Annotated in this window: 25 protein-coding genes and 1 pseudogene; 18 read left to right on the top strand and 8 right to left on the bottom strand. The window is 38.7% G+C overall.

The window, feature by feature from the left end; translation table 11 throughout:
* Window positions 1-7 precede the first annotated feature (7 nt).
* Complete coding sequence (locus AC1DG9_RS07815; RefSeq protein ID WP_337717136.1) at window positions 8-1,237, bottom strand: enolase C-terminal domain-like protein; 1,230 nt, start codon at window positions 1,235-1,237, stop codon at window positions 8-10.
* Window positions 1,238-1,388: 151 nt separating this feature from the next.
* Between AC1DG9_RS07815 and AC1DG9_RS07810 the strand changes: the two genes are divergently transcribed.
* From AC1DG9_RS07810 to AC1DG9_RS07780, 7 genes are all read left to right on the top strand, one after another.
* The gene (locus tag AC1DG9_RS07810) at window positions 1,389-1,934 is read left to right on the top strand and encodes a sigma-70 family RNA polymerase sigma factor (RefSeq protein ID WP_172659232.1); all 546 of its coding nucleotides are present in this window, start codon (window positions 1,389-1,391) and stop codon (window positions 1,932-1,934) included.
* 119 nt (window positions 1,935-2,053) lie between these two features.
* Window positions 2,054-2,695: a hypothetical protein gene (locus AC1DG9_RS07805; RefSeq protein ID WP_172659233.1), complete on the top strand. Its 642-nt coding sequence runs from the start codon at window positions 2,054-2,056 to the stop codon at window positions 2,693-2,695.
* A gap of 15 nt (window positions 2,696-2,710) precedes the next feature.
* Entirely contained in the window at window positions 2,711-3,958 is a 1,248-nt protein-coding gene (locus tag AC1DG9_RS07800) for a DUF4374 domain-containing protein (protein WP_337717134.1), read from the top strand.
* A gap of 89 nt (window positions 3,959-4,047) precedes the next feature.
* Entirely contained in the window at window positions 4,048-6,432 is a 2,385-nt protein-coding gene (locus tag AC1DG9_RS07795) for a TonB-dependent receptor (RefSeq protein WP_172659235.1), read from the top strand.
* A 22-nt stretch (window positions 6,433-6,454) separates the two neighbouring features.
* A complete protein-coding gene (locus tag AC1DG9_RS07790) occupies window positions 6,455-7,657 on the top strand; it encodes a DUF4374 domain-containing protein (RefSeq protein ID WP_337717131.1) in 1,203 nt (400 codons plus the stop codon).
* Between the two features lie 24 nt (window positions 7,658-7,681).
* On the top strand, window positions 7,682-8,809 hold the full coding sequence (locus AC1DG9_RS07785) for a PepSY-associated TM helix domain-containing protein (RefSeq protein ID WP_337717129.1): 1,128 nt from the start codon (window positions 7,682-7,684) through the stop codon (window positions 8,807-8,809).
* Between the two features lie 9 nt (window positions 8,810-8,818).
* Window positions 8,819-11,305, top strand: coding sequence for an outer membrane beta-barrel protein (locus AC1DG9_RS07780; protein WP_337717127.1), 2,487 nt, complete (start codon window positions 8,819-8,821; stop codon window positions 11,303-11,305).
* Here AC1DG9_RS07780 and AC1DG9_RS07775 read toward each other — a convergent pair.
* The gene (locus AC1DG9_RS07775; RefSeq protein ID WP_337717125.1) at window positions 11,289-11,639 is read right to left on the bottom strand and encodes a hypothetical protein; all 351 of its coding nucleotides are present in this window, start codon (window positions 11,637-11,639) and stop codon (window positions 11,289-11,291) included. The two genes, AC1DG9_RS07780 and AC1DG9_RS07775, sit on opposite strands and share 17 nt — an antisense overlap.
* A 105-nt stretch (window positions 11,640-11,744) precedes the next feature.
* On the opposite strand from AC1DG9_RS07775, the gene AC1DG9_RS07770 reads away from it, so the two are divergent.
* Genes AC1DG9_RS07770 through AC1DG9_RS07750 form a run of 5 tightly spaced genes read left to right on the top strand, consistent with a single transcriptional unit; the run spans window position 11,745 to window position 15,066 of the window.
* Complete coding sequence (locus AC1DG9_RS07770) at window positions 11,745-11,951, top strand: YtxH domain-containing protein (RefSeq protein ID WP_048907947.1); 207 nt, start codon at window positions 11,745-11,747, stop codon at window positions 11,949-11,951.
* Between the two features lie 10 nt (window positions 11,952-11,961).
* Window positions 11,962-13,359, top strand: coding sequence for an MBL fold metallo-hydrolase RNA specificity domain-containing protein (locus AC1DG9_RS07765; RefSeq protein ID WP_477634477.1), 1,398 nt, complete (start codon window positions 11,962-11,964; stop codon window positions 13,357-13,359).
* A gap of 27 nt (window positions 13,360-13,386) precedes the next feature.
* Window positions 13,387-14,076, top strand: a complete 690-nt coding sequence (locus AC1DG9_RS07760; protein ID WP_288881481.1) for a class I SAM-dependent methyltransferase — start codon at window positions 13,387-13,389, stop codon at window positions 14,074-14,076.
* A 5-nt stretch (window positions 14,077-14,081) separates the two neighbouring features.
* On the top strand, window positions 14,082-14,639 hold the full coding sequence (locus tag AC1DG9_RS07755; RefSeq protein WP_288881478.1) for a YeeE/YedE family protein: 558 nt from the start codon (window positions 14,082-14,084) through the stop codon (window positions 14,637-14,639).
* Between the two features lie 10 nt (window positions 14,640-14,649).
* Window positions 14,650-15,066 carry a DUF6691 family protein gene (locus AC1DG9_RS07750; RefSeq protein WP_172659243.1) on the top strand — a complete coding sequence of 139 codons (417 nt, stop codon included), beginning with the start codon at window positions 14,650-14,652 and terminating at the stop codon, window positions 15,064-15,066.
* A 1-nt stretch (window position 15,067) separates the two neighbouring features.
* On the opposite strand, the gene pepT is transcribed toward AC1DG9_RS07750, so the two are convergent.
* Entirely contained in the window at window positions 15,068-16,321 is a 1,254-nt protein-coding gene (gene pepT / locus AC1DG9_RS07745; protein WP_288881517.1) for a peptidase T, read from the bottom strand.
* 67 nt (window positions 16,322-16,388) lie between these two features.
* Here pepT and AC1DG9_RS07740 point away from each other — a divergent pair, with 67 nt between their 5' ends.
* The 3 genes from AC1DG9_RS07740 to AC1DG9_RS07730 are packed head-to-tail and all read left to right on the top strand — an operon-like array spanning window position 16,389 to window position 19,417.
* A complete protein-coding gene (locus AC1DG9_RS07740) occupies window positions 16,389-17,036 on the top strand; it encodes a hypothetical protein (protein WP_172659244.1) in 648 nt (215 codons plus the stop codon).
* Between the two features lie 60 nt (window positions 17,037-17,096).
* Window positions 17,097-18,797 carry a M14 family metallopeptidase gene (locus AC1DG9_RS07735; RefSeq protein ID WP_337717122.1) on the top strand — a complete coding sequence of 567 codons (1,701 nt, stop codon included), beginning with the start codon at window positions 17,097-17,099 and terminating at the stop codon, window positions 18,795-18,797.
* 2 nt (window positions 18,798-18,799) lie between these two features.
* Entirely contained in the window at window positions 18,800-19,417 is a 618-nt protein-coding gene (locus AC1DG9_RS07730) for a rhomboid family intramembrane serine protease (RefSeq protein WP_172659246.1), read from the top strand.
* Here AC1DG9_RS07730 and AC1DG9_RS07725 read toward each other — a convergent pair.
* Window positions 19,414-20,382 carry a hypothetical protein gene (locus AC1DG9_RS07725; protein ID WP_337717120.1) on the bottom strand — a complete coding sequence of 323 codons (969 nt, stop codon included), beginning with the start codon at window positions 20,380-20,382 and terminating at the stop codon, window positions 19,414-19,416. The genes AC1DG9_RS07730 and AC1DG9_RS07725 overlap by 4 nt on opposite strands.
* Before the next feature lie 88 nt (window positions 20,383-20,470).
* Here AC1DG9_RS07725 and AC1DG9_RS07720 point away from each other — a divergent pair, with 88 nt between their 5' ends.
* Window positions 20,471-21,508: a dipeptide epimerase gene (locus AC1DG9_RS07720; protein ID WP_337717118.1), complete on the top strand. Its 1,038-nt coding sequence runs from the start codon at window positions 20,471-20,473 to the stop codon at window positions 21,506-21,508.
* On the opposite strand, the gene AC1DG9_RS07715 is transcribed toward AC1DG9_RS07720, so the two are convergent.
* Window positions 21,498-21,683, bottom strand: a complete 186-nt coding sequence (locus AC1DG9_RS07715; protein WP_048907957.1) for a DUF6358 family protein — start codon at window positions 21,681-21,683, stop codon at window positions 21,498-21,500. The genes AC1DG9_RS07720 and AC1DG9_RS07715 overlap by 11 nt on opposite strands.
* Window positions 21,684-21,686: 3 nt before the next feature.
* Window positions 21,687-22,004 (bottom strand): rhodanese-like domain-containing protein, encoded by a 318-nt coding sequence (locus AC1DG9_RS07710; RefSeq protein ID WP_048908338.1) that lies wholly within the window; start codon window positions 22,002-22,004, stop codon window positions 21,687-21,689.
* 148 nt (window positions 22,005-22,152) lie between these two features.
* On the opposite strand from AC1DG9_RS07710, the gene AC1DG9_RS07705 reads away from it, so the two are divergent.
* Window positions 22,153-23,238, top strand: a complete 1,086-nt coding sequence (locus AC1DG9_RS07705) for a DUF4407 domain-containing protein (RefSeq protein WP_172659249.1) — start codon at window positions 22,153-22,155, stop codon at window positions 23,236-23,238.
* Between the two features lie 5 nt (window positions 23,239-23,243).
* The gene (locus tag AC1DG9_RS07700) at window positions 23,244-24,557 is read left to right on the top strand and encodes a M20/M25/M40 family metallo-hydrolase (protein ID WP_172659250.1); all 1,314 of its coding nucleotides are present in this window, start codon (window positions 23,244-23,246) and stop codon (window positions 24,555-24,557) included.
* Between the two features lie 2 nt (window positions 24,558-24,559).
* On the opposite strand, the gene AC1DG9_RS07695 is transcribed toward AC1DG9_RS07700, so the two are convergent.
* Both AC1DG9_RS07695 and AC1DG9_RS07690 read right to left on the bottom strand, forming a co-directional pair.
* Window positions 24,560-25,057, bottom strand: coding sequence for a GNAT family N-acetyltransferase (locus AC1DG9_RS07695; protein WP_172659251.1), 498 nt, complete (start codon window positions 25,055-25,057; stop codon window positions 24,560-24,562).
* An 18-nt stretch (window positions 25,058-25,075) separates the two neighbouring features.
* Window positions 25,076-25,257, bottom strand: a pseudogene (locus AC1DG9_RS07690) (thiamine pyrophosphokinase); the annotation flags it as partial.

The following is a 25,257-nucleotide window of genomic DNA, read 5'->3' as shown; positions in this document are numbered from 1 at the left end:
CTGAGGTTTAATTTAAGGGTTTCAAATCGCAACTGCTGCCGGGTTCCATTGGTGTTTTATAAACCCCGCCCTCTATAATCACAGGATGCACAAAGTGCTTTTGCAAATGGGGAATGTGCTCCAGGAACAAAGCTTCATGGCCCATTGTAATGTGATTAAATAGCACTAAATGCTGATGAAGCTGACCCATATCGCCTACGTGTGGCACCACTGGAATTCCATATTTACGACAAAGCAGACTAACAGTAATAAATTCACTTACACCGCCCACCCTTACTGCATCAACCTGCATAAAACCTGCAGACCTGGTTTGCAAATAGTTCTTAAAGATAATGCGGTTTGGTACATGCTCTCCTAATGCAAGTTTGGTTGGGGCAATAGCATCGGCCAGTGTTTTATGTGCAAGTACATCATCCGGATGAGTTGGTTCTTCTATCCAGTAAGGATTCATGCCTCGCAGCTCTTTGCATATTTTTAGTGCTTGCGGTAATGTCCACTGCTGATTTGCATCCAGCATAACTTTTACATCATCTCCGGCTACTTCACGCACAATATGCGATCGGCGGATATCTCTCTGCGGGTCTGAACTGCCCACTTTCAGTTTCATAGCCGTAAAGCCTTCAGCAATGGCTTTCTTACAATTTTCGCGAACCTTCTCATCTGTATAATTAAACCAGCCTATTGAAGTATCGTACCCTGGATAGCCCTGGGTAACAATTTGTTTGCGAGCCTCTTTACCTGCCTCATTATCTTTTAATAATTGTAAAGCCTGAGCGGCCGTAAGCTCATCTTCTAAATAAGACAGATCAAGTGTATTTACTATTTCTTGTGGTGATAAATCATTTAACAATTTCCAAAGTGGCACTCCTCTCTTTTTAGCCCAAAGATCATAACATGCATTGGTAACAGAGGCAAGAGCCAAATGCACTATACCTTTATGTGGTCCAAGCCAACGAAACTGCTGCTCATTGGACAGCTGATTAAATACGCTTCCAAAATCAGACATTAGTTCTTCAATATCTCTTCCTTTTAGCTGATCTGCATAGAACTGCGCAGCCTTGCAAACAAGATCATTTCCCTCTCCAAGCGTAAATGCAAAACCTGTTCCCACTAAACCGCCGTCATCAACCAGATTGGTTACTGCATAAGAATATATGGGATCACGATGAATGGCATCACTGCCTGCACCCTTAGCTAACGGAAACCTTGCATCCTGTATATTTATACTTTTAATCATAAATCTAAATTAGTGCGTTACCTTGCTCCAAACAATGCRTTATACTTCTGTTTTAATGAATTATTCTATTGCTTTAAATAATTCTTCATTCTATTGTTTATAATAAATCTAAATAAGCTATATTTGGCCCGAATCACAAAACGCGAGGGCATTGTCAGACAGAAAACCTACAGATTATTGCACCAATCCTCTACGGATCGACGAACAAGCGTTCGAAACCGTATATAATCTGTATTGGGAAAAAGTCTACGCTGTTTGCTACAACAATATCCGCGAAATAGAACCTGCAAAAGAGATGGTTCAGGATATTTTTAAATCACTTTGGGAACGCCGCCATGAGCTTGAACTCGAAAAAGTAAGCAACTATCTAATCAGATCTGCTAAATTTAAAACATTCGAATACATCAGAAATAAAGTTAGCAGGCAGAAGCATGTAAGCATCAAAATGCAATATTCATGCCCATCAAGCAATTGTACCGAAGAGCATGTTTTATTTAACAACCTTAAAGAAAAGGTAAATATCCTTGTTGATACGTTGCCATGCCAATGCAAAAGAGTTTACAAGATGAGTCGCGAGCAAGGGCTTAGCAATAAAGAAATTGCCTCTGCTCTTCTGATTACAGAGCGTGCAGTAGAATATCATATTACCAAAGCAATGAGCGTGCTTAAAGTTAAACTTGCACCCTATAATAATTAATTTTCAATAAAGCTTACGGAAATTACAGCGTTATGCTACTTACATTTAAAGCGCTAATTTTATATAAGTTTATGTTACTTTTACCAAAAAGACCTAAAACCAGGTAACTGTAAAGCCATATGAATATCAATCAAGAACTGATAGAGAGATACCATAGAGATGAGTGCACTCAAGAGGAACGCAAGGCGGTAGAGGATTGGTTGTTTGCAGATGACTCGGCAGAAGAGCTGGATCTTCCGGTTGGCGAAGACAAGGCAGCCCACAAGGCTGCTATTTGGAATGAAATAGCTCCCGCACCCGCTAAGGAAAGCATTACCAAAAGCCATTCGCTTTCATTCTGGAAAGGCGCAGTTGCGGCTTCAATAGTTTTAGGATTACTAGGCTTGGGTTTTTATCAATTTACAATAAAGACAAAAAATGATTCGCCTCAATTTGTGTCTGTCGATAATACTTCAGCAATAAGCGTTAGGCATCTTGATTCTAAAGGCTATAATATTTCCGTTGGCCCAAATACACTTGCTAAAATAAATTATGCTACAGGCTCCGTTGACCTATCGGGGAGTATGTTGATTTCTCCTAAAAAAGATGTAGAGCTTAAATTTAAAGGAACTGATAAAAAAATATCCTTAAAAGGGGGTCAAACTTACATTATCCTTAACGGTAAAACAGACGAGGATAAGATCATTGTAGTTAGCGAAAGAAACCTGATGGACTTGCCGCCTGTATTACAAAAACAAATCATAAATCAGTTCAGTATCTAATAAAACAAATCATCCTTGCAAGAAAAAACAATATATAAATCTGTTAAAAAGGTTATTCTTTTATTAACATCAGCCACCTTATCATTATTCCTTTATTCCTGCTCCCAACAACCAGAAACCAGCAACATGCTGGCGGGCAAAAATTACAGCATGTATATTCTTGGAAAAGATGGTAAAGAATATATCGTTGAAACCAACTCCTTAGACAGCGGAAAAATATTACCTGAACAACAAGGGGCAATGTTAGATGCAAAAGCAATGGACAGAGACATCATTGTTAAAGACGGTAGCTACTACCATCTAAACAGAAAGAAAGCTAAATTATCTAAATACAACGTACAAAAGGATTCTTTACATACTGTTGCATCTATCCCGCTAAAAGATTTTTCAATAGAGAATTATTTATGGGTAGGTAAAGACTCCTTGCTATTAACAGGATTGGACATTAAAGGTTTTAAGCAGGCAAAATACGTTCTGATTGAAACCGGAAAGATGGATCTGCTATCTTCAGGCAGCCTCGCAATTCCCCAGCCTTCTGGTAAGCTTACTTCTATGTCAATTGGGTTTGTAGAGCTGCGTAAAAATCACTTTTTCGTTGGTTATACGTACCACCAGCAATTAAGTTCCTCCAATTATACCACAAGCGACACCACTTACATTGCCGAGTTGGGCTATCCGCAAATGAATCTTTTAAAGATCGATAAAGATACCCGTTCCACCTATCCGGGGGGCATAAACACGGTACAGTCTTATTCCTTTAATGATGAGCACAACAATTATTACTTCATGTCGTGTCCGGGAATAGCTCTTGGCAATCGCCCCGACCTACCTAGCGGAATATTTAGAATCAAAGCAGGTGATGAAAGCCTGGATAAGGACTACTTTATCAACATCTCTTCGTCATTAATAAATAACCATGCTTATGGCATGTGGTATATTGGCAACAACAAAGCCATCATCAGAAGTGAAAGAAAGGACCTTTTTAAGGGATTAGGCGATCATTATAGCACCGCTCATTTTGAATTTTATCTGATTGATCTGGCCGCAGCAAGAGTTATTAAAAAACTTAACCTTCCCCTAGATAAGGGAACAAGAAGAGAGTGTATTATTGTTAAAGATAATATGGCCTACATTGCGGTCAATTCAAGCACTCAAGGCAACTTTATCTGGATTTATAACCCCAAAACAGATGACTTAAAGAAAGGGCTTGAACTGGCGGGCAATACCGATTTCATTATGCGCATCGATAAACTGAATCCTTAGAATTAAACTATTTTAATATTTTTTGCTTTCCCACCTTCGGGGAAGTCGTGGTTATGCTACTTACAGTATAAATACACAATATTAAAATAATGCTATATCGTAAAACTTTACTTTCAATATTCTTTACCGCTCTATCATCTTATGTGTTCGCACAAAATTCTTCCATCTCTGGAATTGTAAAGGATAGCACCACAACCATTTCCGGCGCTTCTGTTGTATTAAAAAATACAAAAACCGGAATCACAACTGATTCTAAAGGGTATTTTGAATTAACTAATCTCGTAAAAGGAGCCTATACCATTCAGATAAGCTACCTCGGCTATATTGCAGAATCGAGACGGATAACACTGAAGGAGGGCGAAAAACTCAACATCAATTTTTCTCTAAAAAGGGATCTCAGATTATTAAACGATGTAGCAATTGATGGAAAGACTAAAACACGAGAGATTAAAGAGTCCGGATTTTCGGTAAATGCCATTGAGACTAAAAAGTTTGCAAATACTACTGCCGACTTAAATCAGATTTTGAACAGGAGTACTGGTGTTAGAATCCGTGAGCAGGGTGGATTAGGTTCTGACTTCAAATTCTCCATCAATGGGTTATCAGGAAAACAAGTCAAGTTTTTTATTGACGGTATCCCAATGGATGTAATGGGAAGTGCAATGTCATTAAATAACATTCCTGTTAACTTGGCAGAACGCCTAGAGGTTTATAAGGGGGTTGTACCTGTTCAATTGGGGGCAGATGCAATGGGTGGAGCCGTAAATGTGATTACAAACCAAAAGGTAAGCAACTATCTTGACCTAAGTCATAGTTACGGTTCATTCAGCACCAACCGATCGGCACTAACGGGCCAATATGTTCATGAGAAAACAGGGATTATCATAAAAGGAAGTGGCTTTTTAAATTCATCTGTAAACAACTACAAAATGAAAGGTGTCGATGTAGTTGTGGGTGGTGTAAGAGATGGCAATTACATTACGGATGTTACCGATGCGGAGTATGTGAAGGCAGATGTCAGACGTTTCCATGATAATTATTTATCAGCTCTTGGTCAGGTAGAAGTAGGTATCACCAATAAAACATGGGCAGATGTGCTTTTCATTGGAGCCGGATACAATGAAGGTCATCAAGATTTGCAAACTGGCTTCGACCAAAACACGGTTTATGGAAAAGTTCGAAGAACCAACTATGCAAAAAGCGGAACTTTAAGATATAAAAAGGACAACCTATTTACCGAGGGACTGAATTTTAGTGCATTTGCAGCAAGATCCAAAGACACATATAAAACCACAGACACGCTGTTCCGCAATTATAATTGGGATGGGACCTGGTACGATAAAGGCTATACTGAAATGGGCAACGGGATTAAAACCATCGCCAATATCGTTAGACCACGCACCTATGCAATGGGAAACTTGAGTTATGTCATAAATAGTCAGCATTCTCTAAACCTTAACTATACACTCGATCATTTAAAGAATGAAAACTACAATCAGCTACAGGTAGATCGCGACAGTCTTCCTGGCCTGATGAATAAACAGATTGTAGGCTTTGCCTATCAGCAGAACTTGTTAGAAAACCGTTTGGTAAACACCGTTTTTGGAAAATACTACCATCTTGGTTTAGAAAGGGCTAAATATATTAATGGCGCCTATGCATTACTCGATACTGCCTTTGGAAATTTTGGGTATGGCATAGCTTCAAGGTATAAATTAACCAAAGGTCTCGGCATCAAGGCATCTTATGAGCATACTTATAGACTTCAGGAGGCGGAAGAAATGTTTGGCGACGGATTAAACCTGCAAGGTAATCCTGACTTAAAGCCTGAGCGCAGCGACAATATCAATTTTGGCGCATATTATGGCTTTCAAATTGATAAGAGCTCGTTTTTTATTGAAGCATCGGCATTTTACCGCAATGCGAAGGACTTTATTTTTCCTGTGCCAGATGTGCGTTCTAAATTGTTAAAAAACGAAAACCAGTCAAGCGTTCGCATTACAGGCTTTGAATCTGAGGTAAGATATAACTACGCTCAGCTTCTTTCCCTAACATTAAACCTTACCTATCAAAATGCAATAAATACAACAAAATTTGGGCAGACGGAATCTTACTATATTGAAGGAACGTATAAAAATAAAATCCCTAATCAGCCGTGGTTATTCGGAAACGCCGACTTCACCATTGGTCAAGACAACATCCTTGGAAAAGATACCCGTTTGCAATTTAACTGGTTTACACAGTATGTAAACTGGTTCTATCTGACCTGGGAAAGTAAAGGAAATCCAAATGGAAAATCAGACATTCCTACACAATTTATCCATAACGCCTCTCTAAGTTATTCCCTTCAAAAAGGGAAGTACAACATTTCTGCAGAGTGCAGAAACCTAACAGATCACCTTGCCTACGACAACTTTAAACTACAAAAACCTGGCAGGTCATTCTCCGTTAAACTCAGATATTTCATTCAATAAATTAATATTTCACACAATAAGCATGAATAAATTATTTTACTATACACCAAAACTGCTACTGGTTGCATTAATGCTCATATCAGTTAGCGGATGCGAAAAAAGAGACATTGGTAACGTAGAAGAAGGAACGAAATACGCTGCAATTCTATGTGTGGGCAGCTGGCCGAATACTGCTTATTACATCACCAGCATTCCTTCATTAACCAGCGGTACAATTAGCTTAAAGGGCAATGGTGCGGAAATGACAGGAAAAGTATATGCGCAGGATGTAGTGCAGAAAGATGGCTTTTACTATCATGCAAATGCCAATAGCGGGCGTTTAGGAAAATATCACGTAGAAAATGGATCATTGATCATAGACAAAGAAATTCCTTTTGCATGGTTAAACTGGAGTTCTTATGCCTGGGCAGATAATAACACGTTGGTTATTTTCGGAGAAGGTAATGGAGAAGCGCGTTATGCGGTAGTTAAGGTAGATAAAATGACCATTAAAACTGGCACACTTGGCCTTGAAGCCATCCCTTCTGGATTTCAGACCTATAGTATCGGCTTTGCTGAATACAGGGCTAACAAATTATTTCTGGGATATGGTTTCGGGTCTAATGACTGGTCTCAGTATCCTAACATGCCTGTTTATCAAAAATCATTTGTAGCTGTTATAGATTATTCGACTATGGTTGTGGAAAAATCATTAGCGGATACGCGTACCACGGGGCTTGGCGGACCAAGTGTTTATGCTCCATCATCTTTTGTTGATGAAAACAATGACTTGTATTTCATTAGTGATCCGGTAAATGTATATGATTACAAATCACCTGCAGCAATGTACCGGATTAAAAACGGACAAACAGAAATTGACCCTAGCTATTTCTTCAATTTTTCCGCTGCTGCTAACAATGAAATGGCTCCGGCAATGTGGTACATTGGTAATGGAAAAGCTATTGTAAGATCACGGATAGCCGGACAGTCCATTGATGCAGATCATTACTTCCGTGTTATTGACGTGAAAAATGGCACCCTTGTTAGAAAATTAGATCTGCCCGTGGATAAAGGTGAACGAATGGTAAATGGAGTAATTGTTGAAGATGGAAAAGCCTTTATTGCGGTTAATGCTGCCGACAGAGACTACATTTGGGAGTATGATCCGGCTACTGAGAAATTAACAAAAGGTGTTGAATTTATAGGTGGCATCGATTACATCCTTCGTATAGAAAAACTGAAATAGTAGATATAACTTTTGACTTGATAAATGGTTTTCAAAAAGATCAATGCCTGGTTTCATTTATGGCTTGGATTAGCATCCGGAATTATAGTATTTATCCTAAGCATTACTGGCTGCGTCCTGGTATTTAAACAAGAAATAAAAAGCATTAGCTCACCATGGCTACACGCCCGAAAAACTATAGATGCTGATCAGTTTTTACCCCCTTCTGTGCTTTACAAAGCCGTTCAAAAAACTTTGCCAGGCAAGGAAGTGGAATCAGTATGGTATTACGGAGAAAACAGGACTGCACAACTTACCATTCATGAATCAGATTCCATTGTCTATGTAAACCCTTATACTGCAAATGTGGTTGCCATGGTTGATCATGAAGACATCTTCCATTTTTTTGAAGATGGACATTATTATATGTGGCTGCCAGAAAAAATAGGCCATCAAGTGGTAGGATGGGCCACTTTCATCTTCTTTTTTCTCCTTATAAGTGGCCTTATATTATGGTGGCCAAAAAAATGGACTAAAAAAACACGCGAGCAGAGTTTTAAAATAAAATGGCGTGCAAAATTTAAACGGGTAAATTACGACTTACACAATGTGCTCGGTTTTTATTCCATCATTATAGCCATTATTATGGCATTTACAGCACTAATGATGAGCTTCACCTGGTTTAACAAAAGTGTATACTGGATGGCTGGTGGAGAAGATAAGCCTCGTATACAGGCGTTGTCTGACACAACAAGCAATTCCAAATCAAATATGCTTTCACAGGTTGATAAGGCATGGCATAAAGGCATAAACGAAATTGCTGAACACGAACGCAATGATATTCTGATGCATTTTCCAGAGAAAGCATCAGATCCGATTTATGTGTGTACGGATATGTACAGAGGAACATGGCGCGATGTTTATCTGGATCAGCACACACTTGCGGAGTTACCTGCTTCAAGTAAAAGATTAAGAGACGAAGACCTTGCATCCTGGATCCGCCGGTCTAATTATGGCTTACACGTAGGAGCATTTGCTGGCCTTACAACAAAGATCATTTATTTTTTTGCCAGCCTGATATGTGCCAGTTTACCTGTTACTGGTTTCTATGTTTGGTGGGGTAAAAGAAAAAAAGCAGCAAAAAAAAATAAACTCGTTCCAATACTTTCTTAAAGAAAACCTATGAAAACATATAGTACAGGAGGCCCAAAGCTTTCTACAGGATTCCTATTACCCTTTATTTTGCAAATGGCATTTATCGCTTTTCAACTCCCTTGCTATGCACAAACCAAAGGCAATATATCGGGCAAGGTAGTTGATCCCCAGGGCATACCTATAGAATATGTTTCTGTAGGCTTGCTCTACGAAGATGGAAAAATGGTAAAAGGAGCATTAAGTGACTCAACTGGAAAATTCACATTTTCGGCTGTCCCTGATGGAAAATACCTTGTAAAGGTTACCGGGGTAAGCTATCATCCGCTCACTACTCAATCATTTGTTATATCCGTAGAAAACAGAATACTGGACCTTGGCCTTTTAAAATTAAAGGAGGACAGCAAATTACTAAATGCAGTAGTGATCTCGGCACAGAAAAAGTTAGTAGAACAGACAATAGATAAAACAGTAATTAATGTAGAAAACAGCATCTTATCTGAAGGCAATACGGCGTTAGAACTTCTTGAAAGGGCTCCCGGTGTTAAAGTTGGTGAAGATGGCCAGATTTCGTTAAAAGGCCGTTCTGGTGTGTTAGTGATGATCAATGGAAAATCAACTTATCTCTCTCCAAAAGAGTTAAGCACCTTATTAAAAGGAACTAATTCTTCTTCTATTTCAAAAATAGAAATCATGAGCAATCCATCTGCTAAATATGACGCGGCCGGAAATGGTGGTATCATCAATATCCAGATGAAGAAAAATATGAAAACCGGTTTAAATGGGTCAGTCTCTTTAAACGGAGGGGCTAGCAGGAATGCACGCTATGGCAGTGCACTAAGTTTAAACTACAGAAACGACAAGGTAAATGTTTATGGCAGCTATGATTACGGTTATCGTGGCGAAACAGAATACCTGGATTTTGTTAGACGCTTTTATGATAACGGCAATGCAGGAGGTATCGCAAGCCGGGCTTCTTATCAGGATACAGAAACCGATGAGCCACTACATACAAATAACTTCAGGCTTGGGCTTGATTACGAGCTTGACAGTTCCAATACAATCGGGTTGCTTATAAATGGTAATGTTGGGAAATACACACATGATAGCAAGACTGGAAACAGGCTAATTTCTGGTGATGGGACAATAATTAGTCGTATGGCTACAACCAATTACGACCAGCAGAACTGGAAAAACTTAACATACAATGTTAACTACCTTCATAAATTTAAAAAAGAAGGCAGGACATTCTCAGCCGATGCTGATTTTGCGAGTAATAGCTTTACTTCTAATCTAAATTTAAAGACAACAACACTTCCATCAACGGATGGACAAGCCGGAATAACCACAAACAGACGAGGATATATCCCTGCCGTAACAGATGTATATCTTGCTAAAATAGATTACGCAGATCCCCTCACCAAAACAATAAAATTAGAAAGCGGACTAAAAAGCAGCATCATACAATCCGACAATAACCTCCGATACGATGTACTAAACAATGGCAACTGGGAGTACGACAGTAATGGCAGCAATCATTTCAAGTATAAAGAACAGATACATGCAGGATATTTCAACATTAATAAAGAATTTAAAGGCTTTAGTGTACAAGCAGGTTTAAGAGGCGAATATACGAGAACACAGGGCCATCAAATAACTACTGATTCTTTATTGATCCGCAGCTACTTTCAACTGTTTCCAAGTGTATTTATAAACAAGCCTATTGGCGGTAATCATCAAATTCAGGCTGCTTATAGCAGAAGAATAGAAAGACCAGATTATGGGGACCTCAATCCGTTCAGAGTGTTCAGAGATCCGCTGCTTTTTTATCAGGGAAACCCCTTTTTAAAACCAGAACTGATCAATACATTTCAATTGAGCCATAGCTTTAAGGGGAAATATACTACCGCGATAAACTACAACCAAACTACCGATGTGATTACCTGGCTAAGCGGCCAGATAGATTCATTAAATACCACTTTTGAATCTCCTCAAAACTTAAACAGGCTCATTAACTATGGCATTAGCTTCACCGCTTCTACCACATTTATTGAATGGTGGAATGGAACACATTTCGCAAACATTTTTCGTAACGAGTATAAAGGAAATGTGCAGAACAATACGTTTAACAACAATACAACGAGCTTTAGTTTCAACTCTCAAAACTCATTTAAAGCCGGCAAGGGCTACACGATGGAATTAAGTGGATTTTATTACTCTGGTTCAGTTTATGGTATATCAACCTACAAAGGAAGCTATGCAATATCAACTGGTGTACAAAAAAACATATTGAAAGATAAGGGAAACATTAAGTTTATGGTAAATGACATTTTCCAATCTAACAGATACAGGGAGCAAACAAAATATCAGAACATAGACATGTATACCAATAAAAGGCCTGATAGTCGTAGGATAATGTTATCTCTTTCTTACCGTTTCGGTAATCAAGACATTAGTAAAAAAGACCGCAAAACAGGTAGCGAGGACATTCAGAATAGAGTTAAGGGCGGTGGATAAGCAATAATATACTTTGAATTATTATCCCTGCAATTAAACAAGCACTAATGGCAATATATAGCCAGCTATTCCCAAAATAATTATGTTCAAATGAAGCCACGATTACATTGTAGGTCCATATTGCCAAAAAACCAGCAAACACCAACACAGGCAATCCAAGAATAAAATATATTGTTGTAGGTTTTATGTCTTTCTCCGCATTTCTGACGGTCAGGCCACTAAAAGCAATTACCGTGAAAATGCCAATCATCGCATAAGATGTGCTGTTTAGCAAATAGAACAAAAAGTATACAATAGCTAACGCAATATTTATATAGGATATGGACTTTAACATCTGTTAAAGATACTGATTCAATTGCAGGGACTGCATTAAGAAAAATGTAAAACAAGAGAACCATTCGGCCTTATTTTTGTTTAACTTTCATAAACGAATATCATTATGAAGAAAGAAACTAAAATAATTGCAGGTATATTGGCAGGAGTAGCTCTTGGCACAGCAATAGCAGTAATACTATCATCAGATAAAGATGGTGAAATGAAAGGCAAAGTAACCGATTGGTTCTGCGATTTATTAGATTCTTCTAAAGACAAGCTTGCAGATGTTTCAGATAAAGTGAAAGATACCATTGCAAAAGTAAGAGCGTAATATATTCTGAATGAAGATTGCTTTTCATGGTGCAGCACGCGCTGTAACTGGTAGTAAACACCTTATTACCTTAAATAACGAGACTCAAATTTTATTGGACTGCGGCCTTTTTCAGGGCATGGGCGACATCACAGAGGGCTTAAATGAGTCCTTCGGATTTGATCCTGCAAAGGTTACTTACATGATCTTATCTCATGCGCACATAGACCATTGCGGATTGCTGCCTAAGTTGGTTTCTGAAGGTTTTAATGGGCCTATATATTGTACTCCTGCAACGCGTGATCTGGCCAGGATCTTACTATTGGATTCGGCCAAAATACAAATGCAGGATGCAGAATATGCAAACAGGAAAATTAAGCGTGTAGAAGATCAGGAAATGCCGCTGTACACAGACAAGGATGTTAACAAAACGCTTAGTTTGTTTAAAACGGTTTCCTACGATCAGGATTTTGAAATAGACCCTAACATAACCCTACGGTTTACCGATGCAGGACACATTGTTGGCAGTGCAGCGGTCCATCTAAAAATAACTGAAGATGGAAAGGTAACGCATATCACTTTTAGTGGAGACGTTGGCCGTTATGGGGATTTACTGTTAAAAAGTCCGCAAACATTTCCTCAGGCCGATTATATCATCATGGAATCTACCTATGGCGATTCCCTGCATGTTGATCTGGAGCCCATAGAGAATATGTTATTGCAGATTATTAAGAATACATGCGAGATCAAAAAAGGGAAAGTAATTATACCGGCTTTTAGTGTAGGTCGTACTCAGGAACTACTTTATGCACTAAATGGACTGGAGCTTAAAAACCAATTGCCCGATGTCCGCTATTATGTAGACAGCCCTCTTTCATTTGAAGCGACTYAGGTATTAAAAGACCACCCGGAAGTATACAACAATGGTGTTAAAGAGGTTTTCAAAGTAGACCATGATATCTTCGATTTCAGAGGTTTAAAATTTATAGAGAGCGTTGAAGAATCCAAAGCGCTGAATAGTGATGATCGCCCTTGCGTAATTATATCCTCATCCGGAATGGCAGAGGGCGGTAGGGTTAGACATCACATCAGAAACAGCATCACCGATCGGAAAAACACCATTTTAATGGTCGGTTATGCAACGGCTAATTCCTTAGCCGGCAGGTTAATTGCCGGGCAAAAAAGAGTTTGGCTATTTGGGCAGGAATATGACGTACAAGCCGAGGTCCGCTCTATAAAATCCATGAGTGCACATGGTGATTACGAAGATCTATTGCAATTTTTATCGGTGCAAGACCCCTCAAAAGTTAAGCAGCTATTTCTTGTACATGGAGAATATGAAGTCCAACAAAAATTTGCGCAGCGCATCATCAACAATGGGTTTAAAAATGTAAACATTCCCGAATATCATCAGGAGTTTCAATTATAACAGGCAAAGGTTTTTATCTTTGCCTTTATGGATGTTTTCGGTGAAGCTTTAAAAGATCAATTTACAAAACCACCCGCTGAAACTTTATGGGTACATAACTCTTATGATGAGCCGGAAGAAATGCCGGTAGATGTTTACTTTAGAGGGGAAGAGGAAATGCCGGAACTGGAGCTTAAGGCTTTAGCATTGTGCAATGGAAAAGTACTTGATGTTGGTGCTGGCGTGGGTAGTCATGCGCTCATTTTGCAAAAACGCGGGTTAAATGTAACCGGAATGGACATTTCTGGTCCTGCGGTTACCATTATGAAACAACGAGGGTTAAAACAGGCCATCGAAGGAAACATCCTTACCTATAAAGAAGATACTTACGACACGCTCCTCTTTATGATGAATGGCATTGGCCTTACAGGATCAATTGCAGGGCTAAAGGCTTTTTTAAAGCACGTGAAGGGTCTCTTAAATCCTGGCGGGCAATTGGTATTTGATAGTTCCGACCTATCTTATCTCTATCAGGAAATACCCTTTCCTCTTAACGGGTATTATGGAGAGGTAAGTTTCAGGTACGAATATAAAAGCATTAAAGGCAATTGGTTTAAATGGGTTTATGTAGACCAAAAAACGCTTAAAGACATTGCTCAGCAATCTGGCTGGGATGCCGAAATAGTTTTTGAAGACGATCACGATCAATATTTAGCACGGTTAACATTAAGCAAATAAACACTATGCTTGAACTTATTAAACAACCCTGGCCATGGTATACATCAGGCCTGGCCATCAGTTTTATAATGGTAATTCTGATTTTTTTTGGAAAATCTTTTGGCTTTTCATCAAATCTGCGAACCATGTGCAGCATACTGGGAGCAGGCAAATGGGTAAGTTTTTTTAATTTTGACTGGAAAGCACAAAGATGGAACTTACTTTTTCTGATTGGCTCCGTAATTGGCGGTTTCATTTCTGCGAACTGGCTTCAATCAGATGTTCCTTTAAATTTATCGGAGACAACTATTCAGGACCTTCAAAAACTTAACATTCAGTTCGACGGAAACATTGTGCCTTCGCAATTATTTAACTGGGATTTTCTGGCAACAGGGAAAGGGCTGCTGATTTTTCTTGGAGGAGGTTTTTTAATTGGTTTTGGAACACGTTATGCAGGCGGTTGTACATCAGGCCACGCCATTAGCGGTTTGTCTAACCTGCAAATTCCTTCTCTTATTGCGGTTATTGGCTTCTTTATTGGTGGCCTGGTAATGACACATTTAATTTTCCCACTTCTATTTTAATCATTAACTCATGATCAAATCAGTTAAATATATTCTTGCCGGCACACTGTTTGGCATTATTATGAGTAAATCAGAAGCCATATCCTGGTATCGCATTCAGGAAATGTTCCGATTCCAATCATTCCATATGTTTGGCATTATGGGCACCGCCGTAATTACAGGTGTAATTGCGGTTTGGCTAATGAAAAAATTGAAATCCCGTGATGTTGAAGGAAACCCAATTTCATTTACAGATAAGGAAAAATCATGGCGCCGATATTTATTTGGCGGCACCATTTTTGGATTGGGATGGGCACTTACAGGCGCTTGTCCGGGGCCAGTTTTTGTGCTGCTCGGACAAGGCTACCTGGTTATGATAGTAGTAATAATTGGTTCGCTATTGGGCACATTTGTTTACGGATTATTAAGACACCGTTTACCCCATTAGCCTAAGCTTTTTCTTCCCAAATGGAGGCAATATTTACAATGGTTTGAACTGCTTTTTCCATGTCTTGTACCGATGCCCACTCTTGTTTACCATGAAAAGCATGCTCTCCGGCAAAAATATTAGGACAAGGTAAACCCATAAATGAAAGACGTGAACCATCAGTACCGCCTCTGATACTTTGCTGCTTAGGCATAATTCCTGCTCTTTTAATCGCTTCAATGCCGCATTCGATTACCTGAGGGTATTGATCCAATACTTGTTTCATATTACGGTACTGAGGAGTTATTTTTAACTCATAGGTAGAGTTTGGAAAATCTTCAATAATATTCTGAACTGTAGCATCCAATAATTCGCCATTAGCACTTAATTCTTCATCATTAAAAGCACGAAGAATAAAGCGGGCTTCGGCCTGCTCTACACTTCCTCCAAAAGTAACAGGATGGATAAACCCTTCTTTAAGCTCTGTCGACTCAGGAGAAAGACAATCTGCAGGCAATGCACTAATTACATCAGACAAGATCTTTATTGCGCTTTCCATTTTCCCTTTAGCAAAGCCTGGATGCGTACTCACACCGTTTATGGTTAATACAGCTCCATCAGCAGAAAATGTTTCATCTTCTATTGAGCCTAAAGTTTCGCCATCAATCGTATATGCAAAATCAGCACCAAGCTTTTTCAAATCTGCTTTATCTACCCCGCGGCCAATCTCTTCATCAGGTGTAAACAGGATCCTGATTTTTCCGTGTTTAATTTCAGGATGCGATATTAAAAAGGATGCTGCCTCCATGATCTCGGCAAGTCCGGCTTTGTTATCTGCTCCAAGAAGTGTTGTTCCGCTTGCGGTAATAATATCATTCCCTATCTGGTCTTTTAAATCTGGATGTTCTTCCATTTTCAAAATGATTGATTCATCATCAGGAAGTACCAGGTCCTGTCCTTGATAATTGGAATGAATAATGGGTTTCACATTTTTACCGCTGCAATCAGGAGAAGTATCCATGTGCGAACAGAAACAAATTACAGGAACCTCTTTTTCTGTAGTAGCAGGTATGGTCGCGTACACATAGCCAAAATCGTCAAGATGTGCGTCTGTAATTCCCATTTCCAAAAGTTCTTCAACAAGAACCTTTCCCAGATCCTTTTGTTTGGCTGTTGATGGCGTGGTTTCAGATAATGGGTCTGATTGTGTATCAATTTGGACGTACTTTGTGAACCTACCTTGAAGTGTTTTGTTATTATTTTGATATTTTAGCATATTCATATAGAAAAAACAAAGTTATATATAAGATTACTAAATAGGTTCGAAACTTAAAGAAGAAACTTTGAAAGCAATATTTACCTCAATCCTGGCTCTTTTACTTTGTTTAACCGCTACAGCGCAATCTAACTTTTACAAACTTAGCCTGGGCGGCGGCGGCGGGCTTACCCAATCGTTTACAGACTATGAAAAGTATAAGTTTGGAAAGTCTATTTACGGTGTTGGCGAATTCTTTTTTACCCCTTTCATTAGTCTCGGCGGAGAAGGACAGATAGGTCGGATTAAAGGTGAAAGCAGAGATCCTGCCTTTGAGACGCCACAATTTGTTAACGCTTACAAATCATTAACAATTAATGCAAAACTCTACCTGGGTGCTTTAATTGATTATAAAAGAAATGGTTTTTCTAACACTATAAAAGGGTTATATATGGGCGCTGGTTTAGGAGGCATATTAAATAACATAAGCGGTGCCGAAACCCCGAAAACAAAAGACATCATCATTCCTCTTAATATTGGATACACTTATTACTTTCCTAATAAAGCCGGTTATTATAGATATGGGATCAATGCAAACTATCAAAGCACCATTAGCCTTGATGGAGGTTTAGATGGAAGAGAAGAAACTTCCCATACAGACATCTACACTTATTTTTCTATCGGCATCAGGTATCAATTTGGACCAATGGGACTTTCCACAAAAACACTGTATTAACCCGGCATTTTCCCAACGCTAATGAAGCCCTATCTCATCATCTTACTTTTATTAATAGCAATGGATACATCAGCACAATTAACGCCATACGAATTAAGCGACAAAAAAGAAACAGCAACTTATTATGAAGCCATTAAGCACTATGAACAGTTAGATAAGACATACGAACAGGCTAAGTTATTTACCTATGGGAACACTGACTTTGGCAAACCCCTGCACCTTTTGGTTTTATCAAAAGACAAAATATTTGATCCTATTGCCATAAGAAAAAGCAACAAGCGTATTTTACTAATAAACAATGGCATACACCCCGGAGAGCCCGAAGGTATAGATGCCAGCATGATGCTGGCCAGAGATTTATTAAAAGGGGACTTATTGCCTAAAGACGTTGTAATCTGCATCATTCCTGTTTACAATATAGATGGTAGCTTTAACCGAACAGGTACATCCAGGGCAAACCAGAATGGCCCTGTGGCTTATGGCTTTAGGGGAAATAGTAAAAATTACGATCTGAACAGAGATTTCATAAAAACAGATTCTAAGAACTCCCATTCCTTTCAGGAAATCTTTAATATCTGGCAACCAGAAATATTCGTAGATACGCACACGAGTAATGGTGCAGACTACCAATATGTAATGACACTTATTCCAACCCACAAAGACAAGTTAAATCCTATCTTATCTGGATACATGACTAAAACCATGTTACCATCTCTATATGAAGGAATGAAAAAAGCTGGTTATGAGATGATCCCATATGTAAATTCTGTTGAAGAGACACCAGATGCGGGAATCACAGGTTTTTTAGAATCGGCAAGGTATTCTACCGGATACACAACACTGCACAATACAATCGGCTTTATGCCTGAAACCCATATGCTGAAAGATTATGATAAAAGGGTTGATGCAACATATCGCCTTTTGCAGATCTATATCGACATAGTAGTTCGCGATGCAAAAGTAATTGGAGAGAATAAGCGAAAAGCTGATGAAGAGATTGCAAAACAAACAACCTTTCCTATAGAATGGAAGCTTAATGAAAATCTGGCAGAAGATCTGGAGTTTATGGGGTATACGGCAAAGAAAAAACCAAGCGAGGTAAGCGGGCTAGATCGCCTGTATTACGACAGAAATGAGCCTTATACCACAACCATCAAGTACTGGAATACTTATCAGCCAGCTGTTACCATTACAAAACCGGTAGCATACATTATCCCAAAGGCCTGGGATAAAATAATTGACCTGTTAAAGCTTAACAACGTAAAAGTACAGCAGCTGCAGAAAGATACTCAAATCGATATTGAATCGTATTACATCACGGACTACAAAACAGTAAACAGTCCGTTTGAAGGGCACTACCTGCATTCTAACGTAAAGGTGAATCCTGTAAAACAGACTTTGCAGTTTTACGATGGCGACTATGTGGTTTATACAAACCAGTCCGTTAACAGATATATCATTGAAACACTCGAACCACAAGCAATGGATTCCTTCTTCAACTGGAATTTCTTTGATGCAATACTAGGAATGAAAGAGCATTTTAGCGCTTACGTTTTTGAGGATACTGCTGCAGAACTTTTAAAGAAAAATCCTGAGCTAAAGAAAAAACTTGAGGCTCAAAAGGCTAAAGACAGCAGTTTAAGTAAAAATGCTGCGGCACAGCTTGACTTTGTCTATAAAAATTCTGATTATTACGAAAAAACCCACTCCCGATACCCCATTGCCCGTCTGGTAAACGACACTAAATTAATCCTTAAATAAAAATGGAATACCTTCAGCATACACCAGTAGCCTCAATAATTTTTGTTTTTACTATTATAACAAGTATATACGCATTTAATGACCCCGGGTTATTCGGTAAGTTTATGTTACACCCATATAGTGTGTCGCGCAAGCATAAGGTTTACACCCTTGTAACAAGCGGATTGATTCATGCCGATTGGATGCACTTGATTTTTAATATGATGACCTTCTTTTTCTTCGCTTTTCAACTCGAGGCAATGATCGGTTCATGGCAATTTGGTGTAGTCTATTTTATGGGTCTAATTTTAAGTGACATACCCTCTGTTATAAAGCATAAAAACGACATGTGGTACAATAGTTTGGGCGCATCAGGAGCAATAAGCGCTGTACTGTTTAGCTACATTCTATTTCAGCCGTTTTCTTCTATGATCATATTTCCCCTGCCTATTCCAATATGGGCTATCATATTTGGCCCCTTGTACCTTTTATACTGCGTTTATGCGTCCAGACAATCCAGAGACAACATAAACCATGATGCGCATTTTTTTGGTGCACTTGCAGGTTTAATTGTTACTGTGCTAATTGTTCCGGGAGCAATCCCTCACTTCTTAGGTCAGATACTTGCCAAAATAGGTTAAGTAGTGGCCGGTAAGCTAGGCGGATTAAAATAGCTGATGGGATTTGTCGGGTCTTTAATGATTTCGAAAAGTGTATGATCCCATGGCTTCCAGAAATCCTGTAATACCTGTGCGTAGGTTTTATGTTGCCAATGATCAAAAAGAGCTTTATTCAACGTTCCTCTTAGAGGCATCGCATCAATATAAATAGACCCCTCAACCGGCAATATTGCATATTCCGGTAATCGGTTAAACAAATAAGCCGAATAAAAAAACCTGGCACAAAGCTCTTCAAATTGCTGCGGCGATAATGCTGCGTTTCCAATCTGATCCAGCAATTCCTGATGGTATTTTTTATTCGTTCCATTATCCTGCAGGCAGGCAATAATACCAAAGTCCTTCAATTTCAAGGAAAAAGTCATCGTATTGATTTCATCCCTAAAACTAAAGGTGGTATCATGCTGTTCTAATGGAACTACAACAATAGACCAGGGTGTAAAATCTTCAAACACCACATCAGTATAAATTCCCTGAATCATGGTATGCAGATTTCCAAATTTATGCATCAGTCCCTGCGACATATTTACGCCATCCGCACTTAATTGTTGCTGGCGAACGGCCGCATGCATTTCTACATAAATAAGGCTATACATGAACTTACCGATCCACCTGAACAGTTCAACCTCTTCAAGCTTAGAGACGGCTTCGTATCCCTTTAAAAAAGCATTATGGATCTTTTCTTCCAGGGGCTCAATAAAATGAGTTAATACTTCCGTATTGCACGGAACTTTTAAACTATTGTATGAACGAACACTCTCATCAAGTAGCTTAATCTGCTCATCTCCGCTAAAGTTGGCCACTTTTAAAAGCCACTCAGGCAAAATACCAATCTCAGTTATAGGCGTAGAAAATGTATCTCCACTAAGAAAACAGTTTTTATACTTAAAATCGAAGTTTTTGAACGGTTGATATATTGTGCTATTCATACAAGGCGCAATATTAGGCATATTATTTTTACATTAGCAGCAGCTCCTATTTTTTTAACTTTGATATTACTTAAAGCTTTTTTAGCTCATGCAGGTAAACGCCAAACCATATCAACTGGAATTAAAACATCCATTTTCTATTGCTAAATTCTCAAGAACAAGCACTCCGGTTATGCTGATAAAGCTTACGTACGAAGGAATTGATGGATATGGCGAAGCATCAATGGTTCCTTATATGGGCGAAAGTTTAGAAAGTGCAATTGCCTTTTTAAACAAGGTCGATTGGAAAAGGTTCACCTATCCTTTTGATTTCAGGGAAATAATGGAATATCTTGATGACATTGAAAGTGGTCACCCTGCGATAAAAGCAGCTATAGATATTGCCTTGAATGACATAAATGGTAAGATTTTAAACAAACCATGTTATGAGGTCTACGGTTCGGATCCGCTAAAAATGCCGCTAACCTCTTATACCATTGGCATAGATACACCAAACGTTTTAAGAGAAAAAGTTGCAGATGCCAAAGATTTTAAAGTGCTAAAAATAAAACTAGGCAGAGACAACGACAAAGAACTTATCAATACCATAAGAAGCGTAAGTGACTTGCCTCTATATATCGATGCTAATCAGGGCTGGAACGACAAAGCCGAAGCGATAGATATGATTTATTGGCTGCACGACAAGGGGGCTTTGCTGATAGAACAGCCAATGGATAAAACCAACATGGATGGGAATGCCTGGCTAACGGGTAGAAGTCCTATCCCAATTCTAGCCGACGAAGCCGTACAGCGCTTACCCGACCTGGATGCACTAAAAGGTGCTTATCATGGCATAAACATAAAACTGATGAAAAGTGCCGGCATGTATGAGGCTCATCAAATGATTCTGAAGGCGCGTTCTTTTGGAATGAAAATTCTGATTGGCTGCATGAGCGAAACATCCTGCGCCACGCAGGCAGGAATTGCCCTTGCTCCTTTATGCGACTGGGCGGATCTGGATGGCCCCTGGCTAACCAAAAACAACCCTTTTAAAGCTCCGGAAATGGAGGTTGGAAAATATTTATTAAAATACCTCCCAGGTCTCGGCCTGGAAGGTATTCCTGAAGATCTTTTTATTACTTCTTAAGGTTACTTCTCATCTCTTTTATGAGCTGAAGCTTTTGGTATAGAAAAAACCCAGCAGTAACTACAAAAAGAGCTACGAATAGATATTTCTCATTTTTAAAAGCCCAAAATATCCCATAACCCGACAGGATAACTCCCAGGTTATAAAAAACGTTTAAAGCGATTTTCTTACCCATATCCTAGTAAACAGGCATATCAGGATCAAACGCCTCTTGCCATGCCAGAATGCCTCCCTTAAGGTTATACAAATTGGTTAGACCAAGTTGTTGCTCTAACTGCATTACAGCCGCAGCACTTCTTTTGCCACTTCTGCATTGCATAATTACTGGTTTATCAGTAGCAACTTTATCTGCTTCAATTAAAATACCTCCCAAAGGGATATTCAATCCGTTAAGGTTTGATGTTTCATACTCAAATGGCTCCCTAACATCGATCAATTGAAAATCTTCGTTATTATCAATCTTTGCTTTAAGCTCCTCAACCGTTATTTCCTTAATCATATTATTTCGATTTTTTCAAACTTAGATAAAGTTACGCAAGTATCCATAATTGTGGCAGGAAACATTACAAAAAAGTGAATAACTGTAACAACTAAGTATGTCGGGCGTTTAATAGTAAGTCTTTGCTAACTTTGGCTTTAACATCATGAATTCAATATTTCGTTTCTTTTGGTTTTGTTCAGGAGTACATATTGCTACCCTGGAAAAGCATCCTACGGAGCACAATAAATATGTGGGCATCGGAGCCACCATTTTCTTTACCGGATTGTTTGCCGCACTTTCTGGTGGTTATGCCATGTATTTTGTTTTTAAAGGAGATTCAACAGCACTCCCTTTTGCCTTTCTTTTTGGCTTAATCTGGGGGCTCGCTATTTTTAATATGGATCGCTATATAGTCTCCAGCATTAATAAAAGTGCTTCCACTGGCAAACAGCTATTACAGGCCACCCCACGTATTTTATTAGCCATCATGATCGGGATTGTCATATCCCGTCCACTGGAATTAAAAATATTCGACAAAGAGATCAAGGAACGTTTAAAGGTCACTTATCTAAACAATCAGCGTTCTAAAATCGATACGTTAAACATTGCCTTTGGCAATAAGTATAAAATTGAACTCGCTAAACTCAAAGAAACCAAGGCTCAGCGCGACTCTATGGAGAGTGCGATAAAGACAGACAGACAAAAGCTAAACTTCGAAATTTTTGGAAACAAAACAACCGAAACTTCCGGAATTATGGGCTATGGCCCATACGCCAAAAGAAAAGAAGCAGAATTGAAGCAGCGCGAACAAGACTTGGACACCCTATCGGCAGGAGTTAGAAAACTCGAAGATTTTGTAGATAACCGAAAGCAGTTTGATGGCCTGATGAGTGAGAAACTATATACCAGCAAACAACTGGATAGCTTAACCAGTATTGCAGGCTTTGCCGACAGGAACTCTGCCTTAGGTCAGTTAAGTATCAGCCCCAACGGTAAAAAAGATGTAAATACTTCACTCGCGATAACGTTTATTGGCTTGTTATTTATTTTCTTTGAATGCTTACCTGTTTTTGTTAAATTGATGAGCAGCAGAGGACCATATGACAGATCTGTAGAAAATATAGAAACTGTCCAGATGTACGAATCTGATAAAGACAAAGACTATGAGATAACTGTTATCGATGGCGTTCATGACACACGTGTTTCAACAGAGATAAACAGAAGAAAAAACGCATTGAATTCTAACTAACATATATGAGAAAAGCTCTTTACTTCTTTTTTGTGCTTCTAATTGCACAACAGGCAAATGCACAGGACATCAATAAAATAATTACAAAAGATTATGTCGACAGACTGATCAAAACCCTTAGCAGTGATGACATGCAAGGCAGGGGTACATTTACACCAGGCATAGACAAAGCTGCAACTTTTATAGAATCTGAGTTCAAAAGTATTGGGCTAAAACCGCTTGAAGGAGAAAATGGTTATCGCCAATCCTTCTTCAAATATCAATTGAAACCTGAGGCCACCTCTGTTACAATTGATGGCGCAAACATTGATCCGGCAAACATCCTGGTATTTGGGAATACCTCAGAAAACCTAACTTTTGACAACACCAACAGCGATGGATGGATAAAACTTGATCCCTCTAAGCCTTTTATGGATCAGTTCAGACCAATTAGCAGAAGCGGCAAGAAACAGTTGATATTGGTTGATGCAAAATTTGCAGATGCCTTTAACAGAATCAAAGGATACTTTGACAAAGGAAGCATATTGGACGAAAAAGATTTAAATGCCAAGTCAACTGCTCTTGTTTTTGTCCTTGATAAGGACACTGTAGCAAGCGATTTTAAAGTAGACTTGAAAAACTCTTTTGCAAAAATGCCTTTATTCAATGTTGCAGGGATGATTCCCGGAAAATCAAAAGCCAAAGAATTGGTCATCTTTTCAGGACATTATGATCACCTTGGTATAATTAAAGCTGATGGACAAGACAGCATTGCAAACGGTGCAGATGATGATGCATCAGGCACAACAGCAATGATTGCTTTAGCCAAGTATTACAAGAAGTTAAACAATAATGAGCGCACCCTAATATTTGTAGCCTTTACAGCAGAAGAAATTGGAGGTTTTGGTGCCAGGCATTTCTCGGAAAAATTAAATCCGGACGATGTTGTAGCCATGTTTAATATAGAAATGATTGGTAAAGACAGTAAATTTGGTAAAAACACAGCCTTTATAACAGGCTATGATAAATCAGATTTTGGCCAGATCTTACAGAAAAACTTGAAAGGAACAGAATTTACTTTTCACCCTGATCCTTACCCACAACAAAATCTATTCTATAGAAGCGACAATGCTACATTAGCTGCTCTTGGCGTTCCGGCACATACGATAAGCACAGATCAAATAGATACCGATAAGTTTTATCACACCGTAAAAGACGAATACAGTACCCTTGATTCAGACAATATATTGTCGACCATTAAAGGTATTGCCAAAAGCGCAATAAGCATTATAAAAGGTATTGATACGCCAACAAGAATTCCTAAACTGGAAAATAACTAGGTCTATATGATGGGTTTCTCCATGACGTAATCGTCCATAACGAAACCGTTTCCGATATCCAGGACAACGGTTTCTTTTATTATAAAACCTGCTCTTTCATAAAAGTCTTTGGCCTTATTGTTCTTATTAACATTTAACTGAAGTGATTTACCGCCCGCCCTTTTTACCAGGTTAAAAACTTCGTTTATCAATAGCTTACCTACACCCCTTCCGTGCGTTTGGGGCAAAACATATAACTTATGTAGTTTATAAGCATGGCTTTCAGGCTCTATAACCGAAAACCCTGCAAAACCCAGGTCTTCATTATCTTCCTCAGCTATCAAAAATGTATGCCCCTTCTCCAATTGCGAAAGCAATTCTCCCCGGTTATACATTTTCTCTAACATATAATCAATCTGTTCGGTTGAAAGATATTCGGCATACGTAATTCGCCATGTCCTATCTGCCAGATCCTGAATAGTGGCAATATCCTCTTCTTTTGCTTTCCTTAAAATTATCATAAAAGCTTCTTTATCTAATTACAATACCTCACTAATAAACAGATATGGTACGTTGAATATGAACTCCACAAATCCATCATTTATTACCTCAAAAGTATTATTTTCTGTTTGCTTTAAATTACTTGTTTCAAAATAAGAGACAACTTCAATATTAAAAATGCTGTCTTTGGGTTTCCATACTTTAAATCCCGATTTAATAG

It is taken from the genome of Pedobacter sp. 05L430, from assembly GCF_056397585.1.
The sequence above is the reverse complement of the archived record's forward strand: the minus strand, read 5'-3'. Positions and strand labels throughout refer to the sequence as shown.

Coding starts and splice junctions, on each gene's coding strand:
- AC1DG9_RS07815 (WP_337717136.1), bottom strand. CDS start 1,237: ATGATTAAAAGTATAAATATACAGGATGCAAGGTTTCCGTTAGCTAAG.
- AC1DG9_RS07805 (WP_172659233.1), top strand. CDS start 2,054: ATGAATATCAATCAAGAACTGATAGAGAGATACCATAGAGATGAGTGC.
- AC1DG9_RS07795 (WP_172659235.1), top strand. CDS start 4,048: ATGCTATATCGTAAAACTTTACTTTCAATATTCTTTACCGCTCTATCA.
- AC1DG9_RS07790 (WP_337717131.1), top strand. CDS start 6,455: ATGAATAAATTATTTTACTATACACCAAAACTGCTACTGGTTGCATTA.
- AC1DG9_RS07785 (WP_337717129.1), top strand. CDS start 7,682: ATGGTTTTCAAAAAGATCAATGCCTGGTTTCATTTATGGCTTGGATTA.
- AC1DG9_RS07780 (WP_337717127.1), top strand. CDS start 8,819: ATGAAAACATATAGTACAGGAGGCCCAAAGCTTTCTACAGGATTCCTA.
- AC1DG9_RS07775 (WP_337717125.1), bottom strand. CDS start 11,639: ATGTTAAAGTCCATATCCTATATAAATATTGCGTTAGCTATTGTATAC.
- AC1DG9_RS07770 (WP_048907947.1), top strand. CDS start 11,745: ATGAAGAAAGAAACTAAAATAATTGCAGGTATATTGGCAGGAGTAGCT.
- AC1DG9_RS07760 (WP_288881481.1), top strand. CDS start 13,387: ATGGATGTTTTCGGTGAAGCTTTAAAAGATCAATTTACAAAACCACCC.
- AC1DG9_RS07755 (WP_288881478.1), top strand. CDS start 14,082: ATGCTTGAACTTATTAAACAACCCTGGCCATGGTATACATCAGGCCTG.
- AC1DG9_RS07750 (WP_172659243.1), top strand. CDS start 14,650: ATGATCAAATCAGTTAAATATATTCTTGCCGGCACACTGTTTGGCATT.
- pepT (WP_288881517.1), bottom strand. CDS start 16,321: ATGCTAAAATATCAAAATAATAACAAAACACTTCAAGGTAGGTTCACA.
- AC1DG9_RS07735 (WP_337717122.1), top strand. CDS start 17,097: ATGGATACATCAGCACAATTAACGCCATACGAATTAAGCGACAAAAAA.
- AC1DG9_RS07730 (WP_172659246.1), top strand. CDS start 18,800: ATGGAATACCTTCAGCATACACCAGTAGCCTCAATAATTTTTGTTTTT.
- AC1DG9_RS07725 (WP_337717120.1), bottom strand. CDS start 20,382: ATGAATAGCACAATATATCAACCGTTCAAAAACTTCGATTTTAAGTAT.
- AC1DG9_RS07720 (WP_337717118.1), top strand. CDS start 20,471: ATGCAGGTAAACGCCAAACCATATCAACTGGAATTAAAACATCCATTT.
- AC1DG9_RS07715 (WP_048907957.1), bottom strand. CDS start 21,683: ATGGGTAAGAAAATCGCTTTAAACGTTTTTTATAACCTGGGAGTTATC.
- AC1DG9_RS07705 (WP_172659249.1), top strand. CDS start 22,153: ATGAATTCAATATTTCGTTTCTTTTGGTTTTGTTCAGGAGTACATATT.
- AC1DG9_RS07700 (WP_172659250.1), top strand. CDS start 23,244: ATGAGAAAAGCTCTTTACTTCTTTTTTGTGCTTCTAATTGCACAACAG.
- AC1DG9_RS07695 (WP_172659251.1), bottom strand. CDS start 25,057: ATGATAATTTTAAGGAAAGCAAAAGAAGAGGATATTGCCACTATTCAG.